Annotated in this window: 24 protein-coding genes; 7 read left to right on the top strand and 17 right to left on the bottom strand. The window is 71.0% G+C overall.

What is annotated here, in order from left to right:
- Nucleotides 1–41 precede the first annotated feature (41 nt).
- Nucleotides 42–1757, top strand: a complete 1716-nt coding sequence (locus tag LQ327_RS22320; protein WP_230738242.1) for a Na+/H+ antiporter — start codon at nucleotides 42–44, stop codon at nucleotides 1755–1757.
- A 76-nt stretch (nucleotides 1758–1833) separates the two neighbouring features.
- Complete coding sequence (locus LQ327_RS22325; RefSeq protein WP_230737968.1) at nucleotides 1834–3189, top strand: dipeptidase; 1356 nt, start codon at nucleotides 1834–1836, stop codon at nucleotides 3187–3189.
- A gap of 9 nt (nucleotides 3190–3198) precedes the next feature.
- Here LQ327_RS22325 and LQ327_RS22330 read toward each other — a convergent pair whose 3' ends face one another.
- The 7 genes from LQ327_RS22330 to LQ327_RS22360 all read right to left on the bottom strand — a co-directional run bounded on the left by LQ327_RS22330 (nucleotide 3199) and on the right by LQ327_RS22360 (nucleotide 8908).
- Nucleotides 3199–3366, bottom strand: a complete 168-nt coding sequence (locus LQ327_RS22330; RefSeq protein ID WP_230737969.1) for an Lsr2 family DNA-binding protein — start codon at nucleotides 3364–3366, stop codon at nucleotides 3199–3201.
- Between the two features lie 60 nt (nucleotides 3367–3426).
- Complete coding sequence (locus tag LQ327_RS22335) at nucleotides 3427–4734, bottom strand: glycoside hydrolase family 183 protein (RefSeq protein WP_230737970.1); 1308 nt, start codon at nucleotides 4732–4734, stop codon at nucleotides 3427–3429.
- 428 nt (nucleotides 4735–5162) lie between these two features.
- On the bottom strand, nucleotides 5163–6455 hold the full coding sequence (locus tag LQ327_RS22340) for a hypothetical protein (protein WP_230737971.1): 1293 nt from the start codon (nucleotides 6453–6455) through the stop codon (nucleotides 5163–5165).
- Nucleotides 6456–6465: 10 nt separating this feature from the next.
- The gene (locus LQ327_RS34175) at nucleotides 6466–7665 is read right to left on the bottom strand and encodes a hypothetical protein (protein ID WP_269070659.1); all 1200 of its coding nucleotides are present in this window, start codon (nucleotides 7663–7665) and stop codon (nucleotides 6466–6468) included.
- 1 nt (nucleotide 7666) lies between these two features.
- Nucleotides 7667–7969, bottom strand: a complete 303-nt coding sequence (locus LQ327_RS22350; RefSeq protein WP_230737972.1) for a hypothetical protein — start codon at nucleotides 7967–7969, stop codon at nucleotides 7667–7669.
- Complete coding sequence (locus tag LQ327_RS22355) at nucleotides 7966–8304, bottom strand: SAV_915 family protein (RefSeq protein WP_230737973.1); 339 nt, start codon at nucleotides 8302–8304, stop codon at nucleotides 7966–7968. The genes LQ327_RS22350 and LQ327_RS22355 overlap by 4 nt, the downstream gene beginning before the upstream one ends.
- Before the next feature lie 85 nt (nucleotides 8305–8389).
- Nucleotides 8390–8908, bottom strand: a complete 519-nt coding sequence (locus tag LQ327_RS22360) for a hypothetical protein (RefSeq protein ID WP_230737974.1) — start codon at nucleotides 8906–8908, stop codon at nucleotides 8390–8392.
- A gap of 454 nt (nucleotides 8909–9362) precedes the next feature.
- Here LQ327_RS22360 and LQ327_RS22365 point away from each other — a divergent pair, with 454 nt between their 5' ends.
- Nucleotides 9363–10967 carry a S53 family peptidase gene (locus tag LQ327_RS22365; protein WP_230737975.1) on the top strand — a complete coding sequence of 535 codons (1605 nt, stop codon included), beginning with the start codon at nucleotides 9363–9365 and terminating at the stop codon, nucleotides 10965–10967.
- Here LQ327_RS22365 and LQ327_RS22370 read toward each other — a convergent pair.
- From LQ327_RS22370 to LQ327_RS22405, 8 genes are all read right to left on the bottom strand, one after another.
- The gene (locus LQ327_RS22370; protein ID WP_230737976.1) at nucleotides 10954–11379 is read right to left on the bottom strand and encodes an STAS domain-containing protein; all 426 of its coding nucleotides are present in this window, start codon (nucleotides 11377–11379) and stop codon (nucleotides 10954–10956) included. The genes LQ327_RS22365 and LQ327_RS22370 overlap by 14 nt on opposite strands.
- A 29-nt stretch (nucleotides 11380–11408) precedes the next feature.
- The gene (locus LQ327_RS22375; RefSeq protein WP_230737977.1) at nucleotides 11409–11768 is read right to left on the bottom strand and encodes a hypothetical protein; all 360 of its coding nucleotides are present in this window, start codon (nucleotides 11766–11768) and stop codon (nucleotides 11409–11411) included.
- Nucleotides 11765–12061 (bottom strand): hypothetical protein, encoded by a 297-nt coding sequence (locus LQ327_RS22380; protein ID WP_230737978.1) that lies wholly within the window; start codon nucleotides 12059–12061, stop codon nucleotides 11765–11767. The genes LQ327_RS22375 and LQ327_RS22380 overlap by 4 nt, the downstream gene beginning before the upstream one ends.
- Before the next feature lie 474 nt (nucleotides 12062–12535).
- Nucleotides 12536–12727: a DUF1918 domain-containing protein gene (locus tag LQ327_RS22385; RefSeq protein WP_230737979.1), complete on the bottom strand. Its 192-nt coding sequence runs from the start codon at nucleotides 12725–12727 to the stop codon at nucleotides 12536–12538.
- Between the two features lie 544 nt (nucleotides 12728–13271).
- On the bottom strand, nucleotides 13272–14228 hold the full coding sequence (locus LQ327_RS22390; protein WP_230737980.1) for a helix-turn-helix transcriptional regulator: 957 nt from the start codon (nucleotides 14226–14228) through the stop codon (nucleotides 13272–13274).
- Between the two features lie 175 nt (nucleotides 14229–14403).
- Complete coding sequence (locus tag LQ327_RS22395) at nucleotides 14404–15024, bottom strand: class F sortase (RefSeq protein ID WP_230737981.1); 621 nt, start codon at nucleotides 15022–15024, stop codon at nucleotides 14404–14406.
- Entirely contained in the window at nucleotides 15021–15503 is a 483-nt protein-coding gene (locus LQ327_RS22400; RefSeq protein WP_230737982.1) for a hypothetical protein, read from the bottom strand. Before LQ327_RS22400 ends, LQ327_RS22395 begins: the two co-directional genes overlap by 4 nt.
- 12 nt (nucleotides 15504–15515) lie before the next feature.
- Complete coding sequence (locus LQ327_RS22405; RefSeq protein WP_230737983.1) at nucleotides 15516–16133, bottom strand: hypothetical protein; 618 nt, start codon at nucleotides 16131–16133, stop codon at nucleotides 15516–15518.
- Nucleotides 16134–16627: 494 nt separating this feature from the next.
- Between LQ327_RS22405 and LQ327_RS22410 the strand changes: the two genes are divergently transcribed.
- From LQ327_RS22410 to LQ327_RS22425, 4 genes are all read left to right on the top strand, one after another.
- Entirely contained in the window at nucleotides 16628–18802 is a 2175-nt protein-coding gene (locus tag LQ327_RS22410) for a galactose oxidase-like domain-containing protein (RefSeq protein WP_230737984.1), read from the top strand.
- 123 nt (nucleotides 18803–18925) lie between these two features.
- Nucleotides 18926–19807 carry a patatin-like phospholipase family protein gene (locus tag LQ327_RS22415; protein WP_230737985.1) on the top strand — a complete coding sequence of 294 codons (882 nt, stop codon included), beginning with the start codon at nucleotides 18926–18928 and terminating at the stop codon, nucleotides 19805–19807.
- The gene (locus tag LQ327_RS22420) at nucleotides 19804–20973 is read left to right on the top strand and encodes a heme-binding protein (protein ID WP_230737986.1); all 1170 of its coding nucleotides are present in this window, start codon (nucleotides 19804–19806) and stop codon (nucleotides 20971–20973) included. The genes LQ327_RS22415 and LQ327_RS22420 overlap by 4 nt, the downstream gene beginning before the upstream one ends.
- A gap of 16 nt (nucleotides 20974–20989) precedes the next feature.
- Nucleotides 20990–21850 (top strand): hypothetical protein, encoded by an 861-nt coding sequence (locus tag LQ327_RS22425; RefSeq protein ID WP_230737987.1) that lies wholly within the window; start codon nucleotides 20990–20992, stop codon nucleotides 21848–21850.
- A 114-nt stretch (nucleotides 21851–21964) separates the two neighbouring features.
- Here LQ327_RS22425 and LQ327_RS34955 read toward each other — a convergent pair whose 3' ends face one another.
- Nucleotides 21965–25585, bottom strand: coding sequence for an NACHT and WD repeat domain-containing protein (locus LQ327_RS34955; protein WP_230737988.1), 3621 nt, complete (start codon nucleotides 25583–25585; stop codon nucleotides 21965–21967).
- On the bottom strand, nucleotides 25582–26556 hold the full coding sequence (locus LQ327_RS22435; protein WP_230737989.1) for an SIR2 family NAD-dependent protein deacylase: 975 nt from the start codon (nucleotides 26554–26556) through the stop codon (nucleotides 25582–25584). The genes LQ327_RS34955 and LQ327_RS22435 overlap by 4 nt, the downstream gene beginning before the upstream one ends.
- Nucleotides 26557–26598 lie beyond the last annotated feature (42 nt).

Genomic DNA, 26598 nt, shown 5'->3' on the forward strand with positions numbered 1-26598 from the left:
GCGGACCGCGGCACTGGCGGAGAATCCGGCGCGTGGTCGAGATGGTCGCCGCGGTCGTCGGCCTCGTGGTGGTGACGGCAGCGGTGCGGGCGGGTGCGCGGAAGACCGGGGTGCCGGACCCCGTCGCGCTGCTCGTCGTCGGGATCGGCGCGTCGTGGATCCCGGGCCTGCCGGACTACCGCATCGATCCCGAGCTCGTCCTCGTCGTGATGCTGCCGGTGCTGCTCTACTGCGCGGCGTTCGCGGCCTCGCTGCCGGCGTTCCGGATACACCTGCGCCCGATCCTGCTGCTCTCGGTCGGGCTGACGATCGTCTCGGCGCTCGCGGCCGGCGCGATCGCGGCCGCCGTCGTCCCCGGGTTGGGGCTGGCCGCCGGGGTGGCGCTCGGCGCGGTCGTCGCACCCCCCGACGCCGTCGCCGCGACGGCCATCGCCCGCAACATCCGACTGCCCCGCCGGGTGGTGGCGCTGCTCGAGGGCGAGAGCCTGTTCAACGACGCCGCCGCCCTGACCGTGCTCTCCGTCGCCGTGATCGCCGTCGACACCGGGACCCTGTCGTTCCCGGCCGCCGCCGGGCGCTTCCTGCTGGTCAGCCTGGGTGGACTGGCGATCGGCGCGGTCGTGGCGCTCGCCGTGGGGTGGGTGCGCGCGCGGGTCCTGCACCCCTACACCGACGTCGTCGTCTTCCTCGTGACGCCGTTCCTGGCCTATCTGCCCGCCGACGCGGTCGGCGCGTCCGGCCTCGTCGCGGTCGTCGTCACCGGGCTCTACCTCGGACACCGCTCGACGACGATCATGGAACCGGCCGCTCGGGTCGTCACCGGATCGGTGCGCACCGCGGTGTCCTACCTGCTCGAGGGCATGGTCTTCCTGCTGGTGGGCTTGCAACTGCGCGAGGTGCTGACCGGGATCGGGGCGAACCCTCCCGGGGTGGTGATCGGCGCGACGGCGGCGGTGGTCGGAACGCTGCTCGTGGTGCGGTTCGCGTGGGTCGCGCTGACCGAGCAGGCGTTCGCCACGCTCCTGCGCCGCCGCCACGCCTCCTGGAGCGAGTCGACGCTCACCGCCTGGGCCGGCATGCGCGGCGCGGTGTCGCTGGCCGCGGTGCTCACCCTGCCGCTCGCGCTCCCCGACGGGCGCGCCTTCCCGCAGCGCGACCTCATCGTCTTCGTGACCTTCGTGGTCATCCTGGTGACCCTGCTCGGCCAGGGCCTCAGCCTGCCGACGCTCGCGCGGCACCTGCCCGGGGCGATCGGCGAGCAGGAACAGGACGCGCGCCAGGAGGCCCGCGCCCGCCGCGCCGCCGCCGACGCCGCGCTGGAGTGCCTCGAGCACATCGACCACGACGAGCCCGGCCGCCACGAGGTCGTCGACCAGCTCCGACGACGGGCCCACAACCGCAGGCTCGCCGCCGACGAGGCCCTGCGCGCGGCCGGCGGCACCGCGCAGGACCCGGTCAGCCCCGGCATCCTCGGCGCCGCCGAGTCCGACGGTGGGGGTTCCGACGACGCTTCCGCCGACGGGGTCGGAGCTCGGTCGGGGGCCGGAGCCCACTGCGAGCCCCCTCGACCCGACGTCGCGAACGCCGCCGCCGACGAGCCCGCGCGCGAGACGTACCGCCGGTACGGGCAGGCGATGCTCGTCGCCGAGCGCTCGCGGCTCCTGGCCCTCCGCGACGCGGGCAAGCTCAGCGAGGACGCGTTCGGGCGCATCCAGCGCGAGCTGGACCTCGAACAGGCCGCGCTCACCGTGCGCTGAACTCTTCCCGCGCAACCGAGTCACGGTGACTCGGTCGCGCCGTCGTGCCAAGGGCGGCGGCCTAGGCTCGGAAACTATGGCCCCGTCGACGACGCCCGAACCACCCGAGGACCTGCGCCGCGCCGTCGACGCCGTCCTGCCCGGAGCGCGGACCGACCTCGAGGCCCTCGTCCGCATCCCGAGCATCTGGGCCGACCCGGCCCACGCCGAGGACACCCGGCGCTGCGCCGACGCCGTCGCGACCCTCGCCCGCGCGGCCGGCGCGGCCGACGTGCAGATCCTGGCCGCCGAAGGCGGCGCCCCCGCCGTCGTCGCGCACTGGCCCGCCCCCGCCGGCGCGCCCACGGTCCTGCTCTACGCCCACCACGACGTCCAGCCCACCGGCGGCGACGACCTGTGGACCAGCCCGCCGTTCGAGCCGGACGAGCGCGACGGCCGCCTGCACGGCCGCGGCGCGGCCGACGACAAGGCCGGCGTCATGACCCACCTCGCCGTGCTGCGGGCATTCGAGGGCCGCCCACCGGTCGGGGTCACGCTGTTCGTCGAGGGCGAGGAGGAGTCCGGCTCGCCGACGCTGTCCGCGCTGCTCGCCGAGCACCAGGACGCGCTGGCCGCCGACGTCATCGTCATCGCGGACGCCGCGAACCCCGCCGTCGACGTCCCCGCCGTCACCACCAGCCTGCGAGGGCTGGCGAACGTCGTCGTCGAGGTCGCGATGCTCGAGCGCGCGGTGCACTCCGGGATGTGGGGCGGCCCCGCGGGCGACGCGCTGACCGCCCTGTGCCGCCTGTTGGCGAGCCTGCACGACGACAAGGGTGAGGTCGCCGTGCCCGGGCTGGTCACGGCGTCGTCGGAGGCACCCGACACCGACGAGGACACCTTCCGCGGCGACGCCGGGCTGCTCGACGGCGTCGAACTGCTCGGGACCGGGACGATCACCGAGCGGCTCACGCACAGGCCGGCGATCGCGGTGCTCGGTATCGATGCCCCCGCCGTCGACGGGGCGGCCAACATCCTGCTCCCGCGCGCCCGGGCGATGATCAGCACGCGGTTGGCCCCCGGGCAGGAGTCGGGCGCCGCCGTCGCGGCGATCACCGAGCACCTGCAACGGGCCGTGCCGTGGGGCGTGCACCTGGACGTGTCGCTGCACGCCTCCGGGGAGCCGTTCGCCCTCGACGCCGTCGGACCCGTCTACGACCGGGCTCGCGGGGCGCTGTCGTCGGCGTTCGGGAACGCGGCCGTCGAGGTCGGGATGGGCGGCACGGTCCCGTTCATCGCGGAGTTCGCGCGAACGTTCCCGGGGGCGTCGGTGCTGGTCACGGGCGTCGGCGACCCCGCGAGCCGCTGGCACGGCATCGACGAGAGCCTGCATCTGGGGATGTTCTCCCGCTGCGTGCTCGCCGAGGCGATGTTCCTGCGCTCGCTGGGGTGACGCCGGGCCTCAGTTCGGCGCGGTGCGCTGCCGGTACTGACGGATGATCGTCGGCGGGACCTCACCGCGCGCCGGGACCGGCAGCCCCTTCTCGCGCGCCCAGAGGCGGGCGGCTTCGGCGAGGCCGCGGTCGTGCTCGGTGGGCCGGGCGTGGGTGCTCGTCGTCTTCTCGCTCATGGCAGACCCTCAGACGTCGTTGTCGTGTGATCCACACCACAGACTACGCCTGACTCGGGGTCAGCGGCGTGCGGGTGGCACCGCGGCCTGGACGTCCTTCGGCAGCGGATCGGTCGCCGGCCGGGACCGCAGCTGGGTGTGCAGCAGGGAGACCCGGTAGTCCCGGTAGGTCGAGAGCGTGAACCAGATGTCCGGGCCGTCGTTCCAGCGCGGGGTGAGGTAGGGCGCGTAGCCCAGCGGGTGGTCGCGGGTGGTGGTCACGACCTGCGGGTCGCCCCACGGCCCCGTCGGGTTCGGCGAGGTGCGCAGCACGATCTGCCCCGTCGAGTCGACGAGGTACATCATCATCCAGGTCTTGTAGTACGTGTTGTACCGGACCGAGAGCTCGCCGACGGGACCCTTGATGACCGACGTCGCGGCCTGCTCGTCGGACGACCACTCGGTGCCCGTCCAGTACCGGTAGGCCGAGCGGTCGAGCAGCTTGTCCTGCGGGACGGCGGCCAGGGACACGTCGCCGTAGCGCCCGCCCGGGATGCCGTAGACGTACACGGTGTTGTCCCGCGGATCCGGGAACGTCGTCGCGTAGGGGTTCTTCGGGTAGATCGTCGAGAGCGAGGCGGTCGGGAGGCGGGGGACGCCCGCGGCCCGGGGCGGGTCGGGCGCGTCGGGGTCGTCGGCGCCGCCGGGCCGCACGTACGCGACCTGGCCGAAGCGGGTGTCGGCCGGCCACTGCGCGTCCTGCGGCCGCGCCCAGGTCCGCCCGCCGTCGTCGGAGAACGCGACGCCCGCGTAGTTGAGCGGCCAGCGTCCCGGGTGCGCGAAGTCGGTGGCGACCGACATGTAGTGCAGGTAGATCCGCGAGCCCACGTCGATGCCGTAGGTCGGGATGACGGTCCACTCGTCACCGTTGACCTTGCGGGAGTGCAGCAGCTCCTTGGCGTGGTTCGGCGCGTCGGTGACCATCTGGTTGATCGAGAACCCGTCGCGCGGCGAGGCCTGCGGGTCGATCCAGCCGAACACGTTGCTGCGCCAGTCGGGGTGCGGCAGCTGGAAGAACCGTCCGGGCGACGGCGGCCCCCCGTAGGTGTCGCCGAAGACGATCGCGATGCGCCCGCCGACGTTGAACATGTGCCCGAGGTCCGCGCCGGCGACGCCGAACCGGGGCAGGGTGTCCCCGCCGGCCGCCTGCGGCCCGACGACGTCGGAGATCTGCTGCGTCCCGGACGGGTCCACCACCCACCGGAGCGCGACCGGTGGCGCCGGCGCGGGGTGCGGCGGGGCGACCAGGGGCGGCGGAGGATTGCCCGCCTCCGACTGCAGGACCGACACGACGCCGACCATGGTCACCACGGCCAGCGAGACGGCCACACCCGTCGCGGCCGGACCCGTTCCTCTGCCGAAACGACGCGTCCAGTTACGCCACCGGGCGTTTCTGCGACGATCAAGACGGTGCACCACGGCGCGGCATCGTAGGAAACAGCGCGGCACACCTGAAGGAGCCACAACGACCCGAACGTGTGGGTCACACCACGGCGCCGACTCGTGACAAAACCGCAGGCCGGAGCACTGATCACGTGCTGTGTGGGCGGTCGGGCGTGATCGAACCGATCATGGCCGGGAGCGTTCGGACAGGCGTCATGGAGATCGTCGTGTGGCCAGGTGCGCTCGCACGTTCGTGACGCTCGGTCACCATTTCTCGGCCGGTGGACTGACGCGGTGATGAACGGGACCGTGTTCTTGTCCGAAGGCCTCCCGCATGACCACGGAGGCCCGTTGATCATGGGCCTCGGGCGGTCTCAGCGCGCGTCCGATCCGGTCGGGTCGATGATCGCGAGCGCCGCGTCGTCGATCTCCACCACGTTCGTCGCCCGCGACCACCGGACGCCCAGGTGCACGTACCGCCCGAGCAGCGCGTCGCCCCGCACCTGCCGCAGCACCAGCACCGCCCGGCGACCCTCGCCGTCGGTCAGCTGCAATCCCGCGACGCCCCAGCGGGTGCGGGCGACGCGGACGGCCACGAGGTCGTACAGGTCGACCCACGAGAACTCGTCCGCGGCCCAGTCCGCGCCGGCGGCGACGTAGCTCGCCGCCGCGACCCAGCCGATCGCCCCGACCACGACCACGGTGCCGATCCCGTACACCGCGGTGTCCAGCGGGTGGGCGACGAGCGCCTCGAGCCCGACCAGCGTCACCACCAGCGCCGCCGCGAGAACCAGGACGACCCCGAACGCCGCGAGACCCCGGACGTCGACGCCCGACCGGCCCCCGACCAGCGGCCCGCGCCCCGGCGGCGACGACTGCGGACGACGCGGCACCTGCACGACGGCGTCCGGCCCGGTCCAGGGCGCGGGCGGTGGGACCGGTCGGCAGGTCCAGGGGTCCGGCCGCGGGGGGAGCTCCGTCGTCGCCGGATCGTCTCGGCGGACCCGCGCGACGACGACCCGCCGCCGCTGCGCCGGCGCCCCGGCCGGCAGCGGGTCGTCGCCGACGACCGCCTCCGCCGCGCGGTCGACGCGCACCTGCTGGGTCGCCCGCGACCAGCGGAGCCCGAGATGGACGAGATCCCACATCAGGGGGTCGGCGCGCAGCTGGTGCACGGCGCACTCGACCCGTCGCCCGGACCCGTCGCGCAGGCGCAGCATCGGCACCGCGTAGGCGCCCCGCGAGCTCGTGACCTCCGTCAGGTCGTACAGATCCACCCAGGTCGGCCCGTACTGCAGCCAGTCGGCGCCGACCGCCAGATAGCCCGTCGCGGTCGCGTACGCCCACCACCCGATGATCAGGACGAGGAACCCGAGCGCACCCCAGAACGCGGGCGGGACCGACTCCAGCCGGTCCAGCCCGACGACGAGCTGGGCGAACACCACGAGCGCGACCAGTCCGCCACCGAGCAGGACCACCGCGTCGCGCGGCTCGCCCGACGTCCCGGCCAGGACCGGACCGCGGCCCGGCGGTGGGGGCTTCGGCCGCGTCGGCATGCGCCGCCCCGGCGGGGCCCTGCGCACCCCGGGCGCCGGCGGCGGGGTGGGCAGGCCCGTCGACGGGTCCGGACGAGGCGGCAGGCCCGCCACCGGTTCCCCGCGGGTCATCGCCGCCCCCTCACGAGAACAGCCCCTTCGCGGTGCTCTCGATCGAGTCCCAGTTGGCGCCCACGCCGAAGGCCACCAGCGCGCCGACACCGACGGCGACGAGGGTCACGGGCAGCGCGGCGGCCGCCCCGGCGCCGAGGGCGGCGGCCGCGGCGGTCCCTGCCACCGTCGTCATCCAGCTGGCCCCGGCCCCGGCGGCGAGCGTCGCTCCCTGCTTGGCCACCGACGATCCGACGCTGCGACCGCCCGCGACGTCGGTGCCGACCCCCACGCCCGCGAACACGAGGCTGACGACCGGGACCCGGCTCAGCACCGGGCGCGCCGTGTCGAGCAGCCCGGACTCGGCGAACTGCCCGGGGTAGCGCCGCAGCCCGAGCGAGGTCTCGCTGCCGCCGAGCGTGGCCCGTCGCAGCGCGTCGGCGTTCGCCGCTCCGGCGCGCTGGGCGACCGAGAGATCGTCCCCGGCCTGCAGCGCCCCGCGCACCGCCTGCTCGAGCGGGACGCCGGGCGCGAGCATGAGGCCCATCAGCGCGGTGCGCTGGGCCGCGGCCCGGTCGGCGACCTCGGCCCACGTCCTCGCCGCCCCGTCGAGGGCACCGAGGGTCGAGGTGACGCTGGAGACCACGAGCGTGACGTTCTTCGCGACGGCGACCGCCTCGTTCGTCGGCGCCCGGATCCGGTCGGTGAGCTCGGTCTGGGCCTCGACGTAGCGGGTCCGCGCCTCGTCGGTGACCTGCCTCGCCCGGTCGAACGCCGCCTGCTGGGCCGTCGCGGCATCAGCGGCCTGCTGGTGAGCCGTGACTTGCTCGGGCGGCAGGAGGGTTCCCGACGGCGGGGTCGGCAGCGGCCCGGGTGCGACGGCCACCGGCTCGCCGATGAGCTCGCCGCTCACCGGGAGCCCGGCCGCGACGGCGTCGGCGCGCGCCCGGGCCATGGTCTCGAGGACGCCCTGCACCGAGGTCGCGAAGTCGTCGAGGGCCTGTCCACCGATGCGCGCCTGCGCCGAGGTCGTGTCCCCCGCGGCGCCGATCCGCCCGGCCTGGTCGCGGAACGCCTCCCCGGCCTGTCCGCCCCAGCAGTCGAAGGACGCGTTCCGGGCCCCGACGACCTGGTCCGCCGCGCCCTCCCCCGCTCGCGAGACCCCGTCGAGCCACCGGGCGGTGGTGCGGCACGACGCCGGGTCGGCGTCGACGTGGGTGTCGATCGGCATCTCAGCCCCCGGTGCCCGGCACGGGGACCGCCCCGATCCGCGACGCGGCATCCCCGTCGCCGCGCGCGTAGCCGGAGGTGGCCTCCCCGACCGCCTCCCCGCTGCGCTGCGCCGCCTCGGCGAACCGCGCGGCCGCCTGGGAGACCGCCTCCAGGTACGCCGCGACGGCCCCGGTCGCGGTGCCCGCGGCGGGCGTCCCTCCCCCACCACCGGCAGCGGCGCCGAGGCCCGCCGTCGCGCCCGTCATCCGCGCGCCGACCGCTGCCATCCCGGCCGGGTCGACGTCGAACCCCGGGCCGGTCACGACGCCGGCCGCCGCACCTCGGGCGGCAACGGCAGGTCCGCCCCCACCACGTCCGCACCGCTCGCCGCGAGGAGCTCCTCGACCGCGGACGCCGGGAACACCCCGTAGGGCTGGGCCTCCCCGCAGCAGCGCACCAACGACGTCGCCGACCCGTACACCGGCAGCGCGAGCCGCCCGTCGGTCAGCGTCCGCAGCTCGAGCAGGGCCTCCGCGCCGGCGGGCACCTCGTGCACCGGCACGAACACGTACTCCCCCGAGGCGAGCCACGCCGGCTCGGGCGACGACGGCGGCGGGCCCCACGGCGGGGCGTCCTGCCCGGCGACGACGATCTGCACCGCACCTCCCGACCCGGACACACCTGCCGTCGGGAACGCTAACCGGATCACGACGACCGGTGGGGTCGTTTCCGGGATCCCCTGCTCAGGAGCTGATGCTCAGGTGGCTGCCCATCTTCGAGGTGCACCAGCCACCACCCGACGTGGTGGTCGTGCAGGTCCAGGAGTACATCGTCCCGGCCGAGCCCTCGCCGTAGCCGGGAGTGGTGCCGGAGGAGAGCCACTGCGTCGCGACCGTCACCGCGTGATCGCAGGGGACGGTGCCGTTGACGATCGTGACCGAGTGGCCCGACGCCGTCGTCCCGCACGAGGAGCCACCCGTCGCCGTGCTGGGCGCGGTGACGGTCGCGACGAGGGGTGCCGGCGCGCTGCTCCCCGCGACGACGACCGGCGCCGCGGCCCGCGGGATGAGCATCAGGCCGACCAGGACGAGGGCACCGATGACCAGGAGCGTGCCGCAGGCGAGCGCGACGTAGCGGAAGACAGTGGACTCCTGCGGCGGGGGCGCGGCCTGCAGGACGTAGGGCCCGTAGCCCACCGGCCACTGCTGGTACGGGTCCGGCTGTCGCGGTGGACCCCACGACGGCGGCGCCGGCTGGTTCATGCTCGTCCCCCCGGAATCCCGCGGGGCTGGCCCCGTCGGGTGTGTGGTGCTGTCGAGATCCGTCTCGCTGACGATCAACGCAGCGTTGCGACGAACCGGAGGGGACCACTCGAACGAGTGATAGCCCGGGCCGCGCGGGCTTCCACCTCGGCGAGAAACTACGCAGAATTGCGTAGCCTGGACGGGATCGTCGCACAAAGTCCGACGCCACCCGTTCGGTCGTTCGTCGACGATATTGGATCTGCAATTCCCACGCACCGCGTCGGCCTCGGTACTCCCCGATACCGCTCTCCCCGATGAACCCGAAAAAGCCTGGTCAACCACACAATCACCCCTGGCGCACGATTCCTTCCGTTGGTCGATCGACCACGACATCCCGGACGAGGATGGTCGATGGCTCCACAGGAATTCCGGGCGCCGACGAATCCGCGGCGCATCACACGGGGGGAATGACATGACGACCGTACCCGGGACCGACAAACCCATGAAGCCGGGCGTCGAGAAGATCGCCGACGTCAATCCGGATCTGCCGGTCGAGATCACGCTGACCCTGCGCGGACCCGATCTCCCCTCCGGCGCGACGGCCACCGAGGGGGCGATGGACCCGGCCGACTTCCGGAAGGACTACGGCGCCTCGCAGCAGGACATCGACACGGTGACGGCGGCGCTGAGCCGCCTCGGCCTCACCGTCCGCGACTCCTCGCGGACGGCCCGGTCCGTCTCCGTGGAGGGACCCGCCAAGGTGGTCGAGAAGGCCTTCGGGGTGCACCTCGGCACGTACCGCGGCCCCGCCGAGGAGTATCGCGGCCAGGAGGGCCCGGTCCAGGTGCCGGCCGAGCTCGCCACGATCGTCACCGGGGTGTTCGGCCTCGACCTGCGTCGCGTCGCGCACCGGCTGACCGCCGCCCCGGAGGCTCCGCCGAGCGGCACCGCGCTGAGCCCGCGACAACTCGAGGACCGCTACGACTTCCCGTCCGGCGACGCGTCGGGGCAGACGATCGCCGTCCTCGAGTTCTTCGGCGGGTACTTCGCCGAGGACCTGGCACAGTTCTGCCGGAAATACCGTCTTCCCGACGCCACGGCGTCCCTCACGACCGTGTCGATCGACCAGCAGCCGATTCCGACACTCGCCGAGATCAAGCAGCTCCCGACGAGCAAACAGGGGGAATGGATCGGCGCATCCGGAGAAGTGATGATGGACGTCGAGATCGTCGCGGGCCTCGCGCCGGGCGCCGAGATCGCCGTCTACTTCGCACCCTTCACCCAGAAGGGCTGGGTGGACATCCTGAACCGCCTGCTGCACGACCGGCCCGCCGTCGTATCGGTCAGCTGGGGAACCCGTGAGGACGACCCCACCGCATTCAGCACGGCTGCCGTCACGGCGATCGAGCAGCGCCTCGCCGCATTGGCCGCACTCGGGGTCACGGTGTGCGTCTCCTCCGGCGACGACGGTTCGGGCGACAACGGCAACGACGGCCGGTGCCACGTCAACTACCCGGCCTCGAGCGCATCGGTGCTCGCCGTCGGGGGCACCGAGATCAAGAACGGGGCGGAGGTCGCGTGGCTCGACTCGCCCGGCACCAGGTTCGACCCGGCGGGCAATCCTACGGGCGGCGGGGCCACCGGCGGCGGCATCAGCACCGTCATCCCCCGACCGAGCTGGCAGCAGCAGGTCTCGGTGAGCCGGCCCGACGACGGGTCCGACTTCGACGGCCGGGTCGTCCCCGACGTCGCCGCACTCGCCAGCCGACCCTTCTACGACCTGATCATGGAAGGTCGGGACGCGCCCAACGGGGGGACGAGCGCGTCGGCGCCGCTGTGGGCTTCGCTGATCGCACGGTGCTACGCGACGCTCGGACCCCAGCAGAAGCCGGTCTTCGCCACGCCGCGGCTCTACGAGGGGGACGGACTGCCCGCCTTCCGCGACATCACCGACGGGACGAACACCTCCACACCCGACCCCGGCGTCGGGTACGAGGCCGGCAAGGGCTACGACGCGGTGACCGGATGGGGCGTTCCCGTCGGCATCAACCTGCCGCCCGTGCTCAGGTCGTCCTGACGGTCCCGGTCGCGCCGGCCCGACGCCACGGCGACCGGGCCCGGAGCGCGTCGTAGACCACGAAGACCTCGTCGGGCCCCGCGCCCTGCAACGCGTCGAGGAACTGCGGTAGCGACACCCCGGTCACGTCGAGCGCGCCACCGCGATCGACGAGATCCGCCCGGGCACGGGCCAGGACGGTGAGGAGGCGGCAACCGCAGTCGCTCGCCGCGGAAACGTCGACGATCAGGTGGCGCGCCCCCTCCCGGACCAGCGCGTCCACGTAGCGGGCGAGGTGGTTGGCGGTGATCCGGTCGCCCGCGCCGACCACCATGACGGTGACGGCGCTCGTGGACCCGCCGATCGGGTCCGTGTCGTCGGCGGTGACGAACGCGGCTGCGGGAGGCCAGCGCGGTAGCGACAACATGCCCATGGCTCGCCTCTCCCGGATCCGTGGTCCGGCTATCTCGAACGGCCGTGCAGGCCGCGCATCGCCCGCCGGCGTGGTGATCCCGGCGCGGGTGGGGCGGCGACGACCCAGAAGGCGCCGTGCTCGTCGCCCTCGGGTGCCGCGATGGCGTGCCAGTCGCCGCCGGTGGCGATGCCGTCCCGGCGCAGCACCCGGTCGGCGACGGCCTGCGCGGTCGCCGCGGAGGCTCCGGCCGGGGCCCCGTGGCGGGCGAGGTCCTTCGACCAGCACCGCGCACCCTCGCGGTAGCCCGTGAGCGTCCAGCCCGCCCCCTCACCGTTGAACGGGCGGACCAACGCCTGGGAGACCAGGAGATAGCTCGCACGCGCACCGGCGGCCGGCAGCACCGTCACCATTGCCGCCCCCGGTTCGACGGTGCCGCCGCCGGCACCTCGGGCACCGGTCGCCGCCTCCGCGCGCCCGCCGCCCCCAGGATCCGCACGTTCCCGTACCGGTCCTCGACGAGCGGCGGACGCGTCCGGACGTCCTCGGAGCGGGAAGCCCCCAGTACTCCGGAGAGCGCCCCCACCAGGGTCAGGCCCACGGCGGCCAGGGCCTCACCCCCCAGGTCGACGAGGTCCGCCGTCACGAGCGCGAGAGCACGCCTCACCGCGTGCACCGTGCTCGCCCGGACCCGATCCAGCATGCATCCACCGTCACCACGAACTCCTCGAGATCCATTCTGGGCGGGGCCTCCCCCCGAGCGCGAGGCCCTGCCCGTCGACACGACACGGTCACCATCCGTGCGAGATCGATGACTATGCGCTTTCACCTTCGCCCGGACAACCGTCATTGGAAGAATTCTCAGCAACGCTGTCATGATGTTCGGTCCGCGGACATCCGTGGCGCGCCCTGGATAGGTTGAAATACGAATTCACTGGACGCTCGTCAAAGTTCCCGGCTCGGTGTTGAATCACTGTGAAACGGGACGGCCAAGCTGCGTGGAGCACATCTCGGTGTGAGTCGATTCGACGGTCAACAATCTACTGGAACGATCGCCGTCCGGATTATCGGCGGTGGCTGCCGAAATACTCATGCGAGAGCGGCGCGGTCGGTCGGGCTTTCGCGTTCTGAATTCGAGTACGGCGCCGCACTCGGGCGGGCGGGGTCGGGGAACCACTCATCGCGACGCCGGGGCGGACCGGAACTCGGCGTCGGGCCCCGGGAACAGCACCGTCTCGGTGCCGTCGGGGAAGCGCACCCGGTACGGACCGTCCGGGCCGTGAACAGCCAGGATCACCGCCACCCGCACCTGCGCACCGACCACGCGACCGTGGATCACGATCTCCTGCCCGACCTGCCCACCGCTCATGACGCCTCCCTCGGACCTTGCCGTCGATCAGAGACCCGCCGGCGCCGGAATGGTCGATCCGCGGGCGCGAGATCCCATTTCCCGCCGACCTCGTCGACTGAAGAGATCCTCACGAAAGGACCCGGTCCCCGACTCACAGGCCCCGAGTGTCCTCGCCGGTGACGGTCCTGGAAAGTGCTCCGACGCCGGTCGGCCGGGATACGCCGGGCCGCGTCGCACAATGCCCCCCGGCGTGCGCGCGGCCCGGCGTATGTGGTCCCCGGGTCAGGAGAAGACCCGGTCCGGGGTACCACCGCAGGTCCGGACGACCCGGCCGTCTGATGACGGCGCGGACATCCGGACCGGAGGACGGTTTCCGCCGTTCACATTCCCGAGCAACCGATGACGATCGGCGTACGGACGACGACTATGAGCCGCCACCATGTCCCGGGACAACCCCACGCGGATCAGAAATCGCAGCGAATTCAATGATGTTCACGCTGTGGATATCTCCCGCGCCCGCCGGACAGGCGCCGTCGCCCACGGACATGCTGCCGGGGCACGGTCAGCGACGCAGCGTGTCCCGGGGCGAACAGCCGTAGAGCTCGCGGTACTCGACGGAGAAGCGACCCGCGTGGATCAGGCCCCAGCGCGCGGCGATCGCGGCGACGGTGTCGCCGGCCGTGGGGTCCGCGGCCTGGAGATCGCCGTGGGCGCCCTGCATCCGCACCCGCCGGACGTAGTCCATCGGGGTCTGGTCGCGGTGGCGGCGGAACGCCGCCTGGAGCCCGCGCACACCGATCCTCGCTGCCTCGGCGATCTGCGTGATGTCGATGTCGGTCCGGGCGTTGGCCTCGATGAACTCGACCGCCCGCCGCACCGTCGCCGGCTCGGCTCCCCCGGGGCCCGGGCCTGCCGGGTCGGCGAGCGCGTCCAGCGCGGTGTTCGGCACGGCCAGCAACGTGGCGCGGGCCAGCGTCCGGAACGCCTCTGCCCGCATCAGCGGCTCGGCCATGAGCGCGTCGTCGGGGAGGAGGGTCTCGGCGATCCACCGCCGCGTCGTGTCCCAGTAGCGAGTCCGGCGCTCCGACACCGCGGGTCCCGGGAGGAACCGCAACGGTCCGGCCGCCTCTCCGGCGATCTCGTGCGCCACGCGCTCCAGCGCGGCGAGGTCGAGACGAGCGAAGCCGGGAGCGATGTCCTCGGACCAGATGCGGTGCGCCCGGTCGGGCCGGAACCACACCAGGTCGCCCGCGGCGGCGATGCGCTGCTGGTCCCCGTCGTCGAGGGCCACCCGCCCCTCGCGCAGCAGTCCGATCGTCAAGGTGTTCTGGAGCGGCCGGTAGTCGTTCTCGACGACCGATCCGTAGAAGTCGTCGTCGAGCCCGAAAAGGTCGGTTTCGACCGTGGAGGCCCGGAACACGAAGCGCTCGGGGCCCCCCAGCAGCCGCGGGGCGTGATCGCCGTAGGCGGGCGCGAGAATCTCCCGAGCCTGATCGAAGTCCCGGGTCAGGAAGCTCATGCGTTTCAGTGCCGGCGTAGCAGAGATCAGGCATCCACCCCCTCGTGGTTGCACGCCGAAATCCACCGCACGCCGTACGTGGACGGCTACGGAGAGAGATACAACGGGAAACCGCCAAGTATCCGTTCGGCAGAGCCGCTGTCAAGGCGACGGAAGCCCGGGCCGGTGGCCGACGTCATGCCGGGACCGCGGCGACGACGACGTTGTCGAGATAGCTGCGGGCGCGGCGGTCGAAGGCTCCGCCGCAGGTCACGATGGCCAGGCCCGGTGCGCCCGCCGGGGTTGCCACCGACCGGGGAAGGTCCGCCTTCGGATAGCGCCGGAGGGTGGCGACGACGTAGTGGACGTCCCCCGAGGTGGTCGCGACCGTCACCGCGTCCCCCGGGTGCAGACGGTCCAGCCAGAACAGGGCTCCCGGCCCGGACGCCGCCGTGTCGACGTGGCCCGCGATCAGGACCGTCCCCGCCTCGGCCCCCGGAGCGGCACCCGCCTGCCACCACCCGACCCGGCCCGGGTCGCCCGGTATTTCGAGGTCACCGTCGGGTGCGTCCACCGGGTCCACCGGGGCCCGCACCCCCAGTGCCGGGATGATCAAGCGCACCGGGCGCCCGGCGATGCGCGGCGCCGGGGAGCGGTTCGCGACGGTGGCCGGCGCGGCGGCGGTGTGCGACGGCGGGACCGCATCCGCGACGTCCGTGCCCGGTGCCCAACCCAACCCCCACGCGGCCATGATCAGCCCGAGCACGATCGCGCAGGACGGCAGCACCCACGTCGGGCACCGGCCGCGGCGCGTCACGGGCTACGACGCCGCCGTACCCACAGCGCTGCCGTGCCCGCGCCGATCAGACCGAGACCGAGCAGACCGACCGCCACCGAACCGGCCGTCCCTCCCCCGCCGTCGCCGACGTCGGCGCGCTGGCCGCCCGTCCCGGTGTCGATGCGGGTCGGCGGGTGCGGTTTTCCGGTGGTGGATGGCGGCGCGGTGGTGGTCGTGGTGGTGTACGACGGCGGGACGGCCGAGGTCGGATAGCTCGGCGGCGGCGGGGTCCCGTCCGCGACCGGCGGGTAGACCGGGGTGGTCGGACCCGAGTAGGTCGTCGTGCTCGTCGACGAGCACGAGAAGACGCTCACGAGAATGATGATCACCAGGACGACGAGGGCCAGGATCGACCACCACAGGGGCCGGCGGGTGCGGGTCGGCGGGGGCGCGGGCGGGCCGCCGTAGAAGCCTCCCTGGTACGGACCGCCGCCCGGCGATTCGGGGCCGTAGGACATCGTCGGTCTCCCCTACTTCGACGTGCCGGTGTGCTGGGCGAGACCGATGAGGTGCTCCGAGTCCAGTCGCGCGTTGAACCGCGACAGGAACACCGGGTTGGTCGAGACCAGGAGCGTGTTGTTCTGGGCCTTGAAGCCCGGCTTCTTCGGGTCGGTCGGCTTGAGGCTGATCCCCGTCCCCTCGCCGCTGTCGCTCCAGTTCATGGAGCCTTCGAACCCCATCCCGAGGCCGATGAGACACCCGCCCTTGGTGTGGGAGATCTGATGGGTCGCGGACTCGAGGATGGTGAACGAGTTGTAGAAGTTCGGGTCGCTGGTCTCGTCGAGCGCGAGTATCTCCTTCTCGTGCTTACCGCCGGCCTGTGAGCGGTCGAGGCTGGCCTGCACCCTGACGTTCGGGTTCTTCATCAGCGCGATGATGTCGGCGTTCAGCTCGTCGTCGTCGTAGCCGAACATGTTGAACTTGAAGACCATCGTCTCCCGCGGGATCAGATGGTGGAGGATGGAGTGGCAATCGTCCCGCCCCACCATGAACAGGTAGTGGTCGCCGTAGCCCGGCGTGAGCTCGCCCTCCGGGGTGAACTGTCCGAGCTGCGCAATCCTGGGGTCGTCCCCGCCGTTCTCGGCCATTGCCGAAACCTCCGCTTCGCGTTCTCGGACCAGTCAGTTCGCGGGGAGCGTCACGTCGGGAGCGCGGTCGCCGTGACCATCCCGGCGCCGGCTGCTGCGCCAACGTGCTTTCGAGTGTGCTCGCACGGCCTCGAATTCCCGAATGATCCGATCGGGTGCAGCGTCGACGGGCTCCACATCCCCCGATGGACGCCTGTGCGTCTCAGAGGCACAGCCGAACGGGTAATCCCGGCGGCGCGCGTCGATCAGAACTCGGATCTGCACTGCACCTGCCAGCCCCTTCAGCAGCGCCGAGCGGCCTCATGCAGCCACCGCCGAACGGACCAATGACTGGTGGGATATGCCAGATTGGTCGGAAACTCCCGCTCATATCTCTCGAATGGACTAAGAAGACCTACGCATTGTGGGCGGCGCCGATCCGTCCGGACACTGGCGCAATCGATCGGGGCGCAGTGGGGGAGATCTCGGTCGTTCTCATCTCTCGGGGGTGGAACGTGTCGGTTCCGACCAGTTCGGTGGATCCGTCCACCACGGATCTGCCCGACGGTTCTGCGAGCGAGGCGGCCACGGCGAGCGCCGCGAAAACGGGCCGGTGGGGAAACGTCGTCACCCTGCCCAACGTCGCCGTGCACTGCCATCTGCTCCCCGACGGCAGGATCCTGCTCTGGGGTCGGCGCGACTCCCCTACAGGCACCATGGACGACCATTTCTGCACTCCGCAGGTCTGGGAGCCCGCCACCAATCGCACGCAGCCGACGCCCCAGCCACGGGCTGCCACCGGCGAGACCGTCAACCTCTTCTGCTCCGGCCACACGCTGCTGCCCGACGGCCGCCTGCTCGTGGCCGGCGGGCACCTGCAGGACGGCAACGGCGTCAACCAGGCCTGCATCTACGACCATCACGCCAACACCTGGACCCCGTTGCCGGCGATGAACCAGGGTCGGTGGTACCCGAGCGTCACCACACTTCCGGACGGTCGTGTCCTGGTGCTCTCGGGCAGCGCCGTGATCCCGGGCAGGGGCACGGTCGTCACGAACGTCCCCCAGATCTGGGACGGGAAGGCGTGGCACGAGGCGGCGACGTTCCCGGGTCCACCGCCGCTCTACCCCCGGATGCATCTCGTCCCCGACGGGCGCCTCTTCGTCACCGGGACGAATGCCGAGACCCCGTTCCTCGATCTGCACGCCAACCGGTGGACCGGTGGGCTGACCCGACCCGACGGGGAGCGGCAGTACGCGCCCTCGGTCATGTACGAGCCCGGCAAGGTGATCTACATCGGGGGCGGCAACGACCCCGGCACCGATCTCCCGACCGCCCGGACCAGCCTCATCGATCTCTCCGGTCCGGCGCCGACCTGGCGCGAGGGACCGCCGATGGCCTTCGCGCGTCGCCAGCACAACGCCACCTTGCTGCCCGACGGCACGGTGCTGGTCACCGGTGGCACCAGCGGCCCCGGGTTCAACGACCTCACCCCGGGCAAGCCGGTGCACGTCGCCGAGCTCTGGAATCCCGCGACGAACGCCTGGACCCGGCTGGCGGCCGAGTCGGTCGACCGCTGCTACCACTCGACGGCGGTCCTGCTGCCCGACGGCCGGGTGCTCAGCGCCGGCAGCGGCGAGTTCGCCGGACAGGCGAATCCCCACGACAGCCACCGCGACGGGCAGTTCTTCCACCCGCCCTATCTCTTCGCGGGACCGCGGCCCCGCATCGACAAGGTCAGCGCCACGGAGGTCGCCGACGGCGGCACCGTCGAGATCACGACCAGCGGACCCGCCGTCGGGAAGGTGACCCTCGTCCGCCTCTCCTCGGTCACGCACGCCTTCAACGCGACCCAACGGATCCACGTACTGCCGTTCACCACGCGCGGCTCGACGATCACCGCGACGGTGCCGACGAGTCCGGCCGCGTGTCTGCCCGGGCATTACATGCTGTTCGTGCTGAGCGCCGCGGGTGTCCCGTCGGTGGCGCGCATCGTGCACGTCCGCGGCCCGGCCACGCCGCACGCGGCCCTGGCCGACGCCGCCCTCGAGACCGAGGCCGACGCCTCCTCCCCCGGCCCGACGATCGAGGAACTCGACGACGCGGTGACCGAGCGGGTCCGCGACGGCCGGCTCGGCACCGAGGTCACGGTCGGGCTGACCGCGCAGTGCCCCTACGGCCTCGGCGGCTGCTGGGGCGGGGCCTACGAGGCCCTCCGCACGCTCGCCGGTGTGGGCGCAGTACGCCCGATCGCGAACAGCGCGGACTCCACCGCGACCGTCTACCTCACCCACCACGGCCTGCCCGATCTCGCGCGCTGGCCGGCGCAGCTGGCCGAGTCCGCCAACGCCAGCTACCACTACCGGGGGGTCGAGGTAAGCCTCACCGGCATCGTCGGGAACGTCGGCGACGCGGTGCACCTGACGGTGCCCGACACCGCCGTCGTCGTGACCCTGGCCCCGCTCGAGCCCGGCACCGAAGTCGCCTGGGATCTCCAGGCCCGCCGGCCGAGACCGGCCAGCGTCGACGAGCTCCAGGCCTTCGACCGCCTGCGGACGCAGCCGGCAGGTGGCGGGCCGGTCCGGGTCACCGGACCGCTGCGCGTCTCCGACGACGGCCCGACGGTGCTCGTGCGCGCGTTCGCGAGCCCGCAGGACGACGACCAGCTCCCGACGACGCCGAGGGGATGACGGCCATGGCTCCCGACGACACCCGCTCGGTCGACCTGGTTCTCGAGAGCGGCGGTGTGAAAGGCATCGGCCTGCTCGGCGCCGTGCTGATGCTGTACGACGCCGGGTACCGGTTCGAACGCGTTGCGGGCACCAGCCGCCGGAGCGATCGTCGCCGCCCTCGTCGCCGCGTACCAGCGCGCGGGGAAGGACCTGCACGAGCTCGAGGACGAGATGCGGCGGGTCCAGTACTCGAAGTTCGCCGAGGGGTCGCTGCTACAGCGGCTCACCGGGCCCGTCGGCGACGGTCTGGAGCTGCTGCTGCACGAGGGTGCCCATTCCGGTGACTACCTCGTCGAATGGCTGGAGCCGCTCCTGGCGAGCGCCGGGGTGAGGACCTTCGCCGACCTCGCGCGTCATGATCCGCACGACTCGCTCGGCCCCGACGAGCGCTACTCCCTCGTCGTGCACGTCAGCGACCTGAGCCGGCGCGCCCTGGTCCGGCTGCCCTGGGACTACCGGGAGTACGGCAAGGAGCCCGGCGACCAGAAGGTGGTCGACGCCGTCCGCGCGTCGATGTCGATCCCGTTCTACTTCCGGCCCGTCGAGGTGACGACCGCGAGCGGCCAGGTGACCTGGGTGGACGGCGGCCTGTTGTCCAACTTCCCGATCACCGTGTTCGACCGCACCGACGGCGGCACGCCCCGATGGCCGACGTGGGGCGTCAAGCTCTCGGCGCGACCGACCACGACGGCCGACGAGCCCGTCCGCACCACGCTCGGCCTGGCGGTACGAGCACTCCAGACCCTCACCGCCGACTGGAACCGCTACCGCCTCGCCGAGGAGGGCGTCGGCCGACGCACGGTCTTCGTCGACACCAGCGGCATCTCCGCGACCGATTTCGACCTGACCCAGGACGACCAGAACACGCTGTTCCAGAACGGTCGCACCGCCGCCGCCCGCTTCCTCCGCCAGATCGAGCGGACATCCGCGACCACTCAGAGAAGTACAAGGGGAGAACCATGACGATTCCTGACGCCACCGACGCCGCTTCGCAGCTCACCGAGGACTTCCGATGGGGCGAGGTCCCGGCCGTCCGCGACGCGAGCGTGACCGAGCGCGCGGCGCTCGCCGATCCCAGTCTGGGAGGGATCGCGGGCTTCAAGGGCCCGTTCCGGGGCAACGGGCTCAACACCATCTTCCGGCCGCAGGACTTCGCGGTCAGCCCGACGAAGCTGCCGAAGCCGGCGCACGGGCCGAACGACAACATCCTCGAGCTGAACCTCACCGAGGAGTCCCTCTCGTTCTCCGACCCGCTCGGGTCGATCCCCAACCGGGGCTTCGTGCAGGGCGATGCGTTCCTCAACGGCATCCCCTACGTGCAGAAGGTCAAGGACATCGCCGACCCGGCCCACCCGGTGGACATCCACTTCGAGCCGGGCGTCTGGCTGTCGGTACCCAAGACGCAGGTCCCGGCCGAGGACCCCAGCGTCGCGCGCATGGCCTCCATCCCGCACGGCGCGACCATCGAGGCGCAGGGCAGGTCGTTCACGGTCCCCGGCGGACCGCACATCGACCCGGTGGACATCACGCCCTTCCCGATCGGTGACCCGAGCGGGCGGCTCGTGGACCGGTTCCCGAGCCAGGACGTCGCCGACGAGGGCACCTTCCGGATCCCGCAGGACCTGTCGTCGTTCTCGGCGGCCGGGACGATCACCAAGGAGATCCTGGCGAACCCGAATCTCGTCATCGACGAGCGGCAGAAGAAGCAGCACATAACCTCAACCACCGTCATCATCATCAGCACGAACCCGGCCTCTCCCCTGTTCGGCGGCGGGACCGACAACATCGCGTTCCTGCTCGGGGACAAGGACGCGGCGAAACCGAACGCCGACGCGGTGCAGATGGACGCGATCTTCTGGGTCGAGACGGTCTCGGAGCGCATCACGCTGCCGACCGCGTACCGGCCCGGCCTGCCGCTCGTGGTTCCCGGCAGTACGGCCGCCGGCAAGCCGGTTCCGAGCTTCGCGATCCACTCGGAGAAGCCCGTCGCCGCCGGGACGCCCATCGACGTCACCTACACCCAGATCCAGTACACCCAGACCGTGTTGCTCAACTTCAACGGGCTGAGCTGGCCGCACGTCTCCGTCGCGACGCTGGTGCCCGAGCACCCGGTCCGCGCGACGGTGTGACCGAAGAGGATTCGACATGACCATCTTGCAGGTCGGCCTGACCGACACCACCGGAGCGCTCGACGCCAAACTCGTCGCGGCCGCCGCCCACGCGCTCAACATCCAGGTGATGCGGGATCTCCCGCAGGCCTGGGACATCAAGGCGACGGTCATCTTCCTTCCCGACTCCGGCCACATCCCGTCCGGGGTCTGGCCGGTGTTCCTCGTCGATCCGTCCCAGATGCCACAAGGGGCCGGCGGCTTCCACCGCGGGACGGCGAACCAGCCGCAGTCACTAGTTGGTGCGACGCCGGACAACGACGGCTGGACGATGGCCGCCAGCCACGAAACGCTGGAGATGCTCGTCGACCCGGGCGGGAACAAGCTCCAGAGCTCGCGATCGATCACGGTCGAGGACGGCGAGATCGCCGACGGGACCAGCGAGTTCCAGTACCTGGTCGAGGCGTGCGATCCGTGCGAGGCCGAGGACTTCGGCTACCTCATCCAGGGAGTGCCGGTCAGCGACTTCCTCACCCCGCACTTCTACGACCCGGTGGCCGTCGCGGGCACCCGGTACAGCTTCACTGGTGCACTGAAGAAGCCGCGTGACGTGGAGCCCGGCGGATACGTGTCGTGGGTGAACCCGGAGAACGACCGGGTCGAGCAGCTCCGACGGATCGACCCCGATGCCCCGCCCCAGATCATCGACCTGGGCCCGGCCGACGGGATCACCAGCCTGCGGGAGTGGGTCGACGGTCAGATGGGCAAGCAGGGGCTCCGCACCACGGCCGAGCTCTCGATGGCGCCGCAGAACAAGAAGCTGTTCGACCTGGGCCGTGAGCGGCGGGTCGCGCTGAGTAGCATCGCTCAGCGGAGGGGGTTCCGGCCCGCAACCTGACTCGCTGCTCTCCTTCGTCGAGCCCTCACGAGCACAATCGGGAAGGGGCTCTCGCGTTGTCGCGTGTCCTCTGCTCCGCACGCATTGGCGCGGAGAAGCAGATACCGACCCGGTTCAGTTGCGCGGCGGGTCGACGATCTGCTTCAGCGCGGCCTCCGGGTCTCGACAGGCCTCGCACGACGACGAGACGGTCCTCTCGTCGATGCCGGCGGAAGCTAGGCGGCTGCCGTCTGCCGCCGTGAATCCGACTGCAAGAACGCTCCCGGCGTGCTCATGATCCTGCTCGACGAGGGCCCAGGTCGCGGTGTCCCAGACCTCAATGGTGCCGTCCAAGCTGCCGACCGCCACGAGGCGTCCGTTGTCTCCGAATGCTACCGAATAGAGCTGATCTTGGCCGCCCTGGACGGTCTTGGCACCCCCGTCCACCATATTCCACACCGTGAACGTACCGTCTGACGACGTTGCGACCAGACGGCTCGCCGTCGGATCGAACGCGACCGAGGTCATCGGATTCGGGGACGGCAGCACCTGCGACTGCGCATCGTCGAACTGACCGCTCGGGTCTCGCCGCCAGATCGTTACCCCGTCGAGACTGCCAGCCGCAAGTAGACCACTCCGCGAGTCAAACGCCACGGACAGGTACTGAGCGAACGACGGCGAGCCGTATGCGTCCGGTCGGTGCAGAGGAGGCAGCGCGTGGCCGGCGGCGTCCCACCGATCGACGTAGCCCTTGTTGTCGGCCACAACGACCTCGCCGTCCGACCCGACGGCCAGATCCTCGACAGCGTTGGTGATCGACGGAAAAGCCGGACCCGGGATCAGAGCGTTCCCCTTCCGCGTCCACATCCTCGGTGCCAGCGCGCTGTCGTCGACGGTGACCAGTTCGTCGTCGCGTCCCGGTACGAACTTGACCAACGGATGCGCTCCATTGGTATATGGCGCTTCGGCCGATGGGGTCTCGATCGATCCGCTGTCGCTGACGGTGAGGAGGCCGCCTGACACGGCGGCCACAGCGGTCTTGTCCGTGCTGACATCCATCCCGGTGATCGGTTGAGGATGCGACGAGACCTGCACCTGCGGCAACACCCAGTGCCGCACCGTGCCGTCATTCGAACCCCATGATGACAGTTCGCGGGAGTCCGTGCCCCAACTGACCTCAGAGACCGAGCCCACGTGCCCCTGCAGTGTGTATATGGGATCCGCGCTCAGTGCGCCAGAGGGGTACTGGCTCCAGACGAACACCTTGCCGTCGTCCCCCGCAGTTGCGAGCCACTTCCCGTCTGGGCTGGACTGGGCGTCAGAGATATCGACCAGTTGATTAGGAATCTGCCCCAGCAGTTTACCATTGCCCAAATCATAGGTCCGACTCGTTTGATCCTCCGCGAGCGTGATGCGCTTCCGCGCTTGGTCGACAGAAATCGCATAAAGGGAGCCACGGAACTCCTGGACTTGGTGCAGTATTGGCTGGGCCTGGGTCCGCCAATCCCAGGTAATGATGTGGTCGCGTGGCCCTAGGTCAACAAGCACGACGCCTGTCCCGAAAGGCTGCAGCTGTCCGTCTACCCGAGCGGGAAGGTCAGGCATGGGATCGCGAGATTGGGCGAGAAGGGCTCCAGTCGTCGCGTCCCACGCTCGGAGTCGGTGGTCGGATCCCTCGATGATCACGCTGCGACCGTCGTCGCTCGGCGTACTTGCGAGCGCCCCACGCTCCAGGGTCCGGCTCTCACCCGTGTTCGTCGCGGGAACGACCGAGACGTCGCCCCCGGAGCCCGTCGCCAGGAGCAGAGGGGTCGCGGAAGGCGCGAGGAACCGAAGCAAGTTCGTCCCCTCAGGGACGTCTCCGAGGACGAACGGAGCGGACTTTCCGGTAAGGCTCCCCACGACAGCGTCGCCTCGCCCGTCGACGGCGGCGAAGCGGTCACTATCGTAAGGATCAAGAGCGGGGGCAATGTCGCCTGAGAGCGCTCCAAGGCGGACTCCACCGATACGATTGCCCTGCGGGTCGATGACCGTCATTTGACTCATACGATCGACGGCGAGCAGGGCGCCGTCCGGCGTCTTGAGCGGTCGCCGCACTTTCGATGCTGAGGTGCCTCCGACGACAATTGTCCCGCGGATGGCCGACCAGGCTCGCATGACAGCAGTCTGAGTATCGGACGACTGGTTCAGACTGTATACGTGGAGCGCGGGACCGAGGCTGCTCGCCGGCGAGATCGCCGAGGTCGTTGCGTACTCTTCGCTGGCCTGGCTGCTCTCTGTCACCCGGTGGACGAAGAACCCGCCCCCGACTAGAACGAGCACCAGGACGAGAGCAGCCAGCGCAGCAACGACGAGCCGGGCGCGCCGCAGGCGCCGGCGGACGTCTTCAGCGGCGTTCTTCTCGGCCTGGAGTGCTCGGTCGTTTGCCTCCTGCCTCATCTCCGCGAGGTGGCGCCGACGCCAGGCGAGGATCGCGCCGCCGAGGACGTCATGGAAGATCTCATACGTTGTCGGGCCGGCGCTCGGCACCGATGGCGGGAGGGGCCTAAGGATTCGGCGCGTACCCGAGCTGAGGTCCTCCAACAAAGCCACGACCCGCTCGGGCTCAGTGTCGGTGAGATCCGAAAGGTCGGCGACACTGAGGGCCACCTTCGAGCCGCGACTGGTCACCAGGTGGCGGAGGACCAGAGCGGCGAGGTCGCGTTCCTGGGGCTTGAGCGCCCCCATGACGGTGTCGAGGTGGGTCTGCACGACGGTGCGCGCCCCGCCGAGCGCGTCGAGGGTCGCCACCCGCAGAACCGCCGAGTGCTGGGTGCGCTCCTCCTCCCACAGTCGCACAAGAACGAGCTGAAGAAATGGCGCCTCGATATCGTGGCGATCCGGGGCTCCAGCAGAGTGCTCGGGGGCCTCCGCAGTGTCGCCGTCGGCACCGATGGTCAGTCGGCCTACCTGCACCTGGTCGAGCAGTCGCTCAACAAGCCCTGGCTCCAGTGTCATGCGCTCATCGGCCGCGCAGATCAGGTTGTATTGGGCCAGCGGCCCCTCGATGGCCTCGCGGGATTCTCGGCGCCCGAGGTGAGCCAGCCGGAGGTAGTTCTCGAAGAGACCGGGAACGCTGCCCTTAAGGTGATCGAGCTGCGCGAGGGCATCCTCGCGGATGGCCAGAAGAACGTTCACTTGCAGCTCACGACCCCGGACGATCTGGCCAAGAAGCGCCGGAAGTCCGTCCCCGCCATCCGGGCGGTGGTAGTGCAGGTACTCTTCATATTGGTCGAGCACCAGATACAGCGCCTCGGATCCAGTGGCATCGAGGACTTGCGCGAGCCAGGCAACGTCAGGCGTGGAAGGGTTCCGCAATCTTTCGACGACGCTTCCGTTTAGCGCTCGGTCTTCGATGCTCAGTAACACTCCGCGGACGACCGCGTCCAGTCCGCTTCCACTCCAGTCGCTCAGATACACCACGAGGGGGCCGGCTCCTCGGGCGTCCTCGTCATCCGGCTCGTCGTCCGCGTCCACCTCGCGCAGGTGGGGTAGTAGGCCGGCACGCAACAGTGACGTCTTGCCCACACCGCTCGGGGCGTACAGGAGAGTGAGTCGCCTCGTAGACAAGTTCGCAGCGAGGAGCCTCACCTCGCGAGTACGCCCGAAGAACAGCGTTCTGTCATCCTCGGTGAATGGGACGAGCCCGACGTAGGGACAGTGACTACTGCGAGCACTGCGCGGAACCGGGATCGCGCCAACAGCTGTGGTGGTCACGGTGAGACCGGTCGCGGGTCGTCGTCGGAATATCGCGGAAACCGACGCTCTAGGGAACCAACAAAGCTCTCGAGGCGCTCGGGAACGATCTCGACGCCGCGCTCCTTCCAGGCGGCGCGGTCGACCGGGTGTGGATTGGCCTCGATGGCCCAGGACTGATAGCGACGACCGTTCTGGAGCCCCCAGAGTCGATAGAGCATCACCCGGAAGTTCCAGTCCCGCAGGCTGTACCCCAGGAAGAGGAAATGGCTTCGCAGCAGCTTCTGTTGAACGGTCACGGGAAAGAAGTTCTCGCCGGCCCGGCTGATGTAATCGACGTAGTGGTCTTCGGTGATGACATAACTGTCGTCGCTCGCGTCCGCCTCGACAGCACCGTGGATCTTCGCGATGAGCGGGCGGACGGTCAGGTCGATGTCGAGGTACTCGTTAGGCACGTCGATCGTCACCGGATCACCACCGTGTGGCTGGTGCCGGAAGCGGCCGCGGTCGGGCCCATCCGCGACATAGGTCAGTAGGTCGAACGGTTCGTCGATATCCTCGAACGCTTGCTCCAGGGCGCGGTCGTAGTTGGTCGTGATGTAGAGCATTCCCTCTCTCGGTTGGTCGACCAGGCGCAGGTGCCGCGCCAAACGCGCCAAGATGTGATGGAGCATCGTCGGCGGGTATTGCGGGTCGAAGACCTCATGCAGTTCGTCGTATAACGGCCCTGGCCCCTCAGTGGACGCGATGAACTGTGATACACGCGCAAGATCCTCGTGATCACGATCGGGGTAGTCGAAGGACCCGGCAAGGAGGTCCGCGAGCTCCGCTCCGCTGGGAAGGTACTCACCCGGCACATATCCGGCACCCTTCGGACGACCGCACAGATTCGCCCCGGCGCCGAGCACTGGGACCGCCCGCGCCTTCCGGAGCGCACGCGCGACGCGGCCGTAGATCTCATCGATCTCGGCGTCTCCACCAAGGATGCTCATGCGGCCCCCCGCGCATGTCCGCTCGGTCCTTATACGGAGAGT

It is taken from the genome of Actinomycetospora endophytica (assembly GCF_021026375.1).
Taxonomy (GTDB): Bacteria; Actinomycetota; Actinomycetes; order Mycobacteriales; family Pseudonocardiaceae; genus Actinomycetospora; species Actinomycetospora endophytica.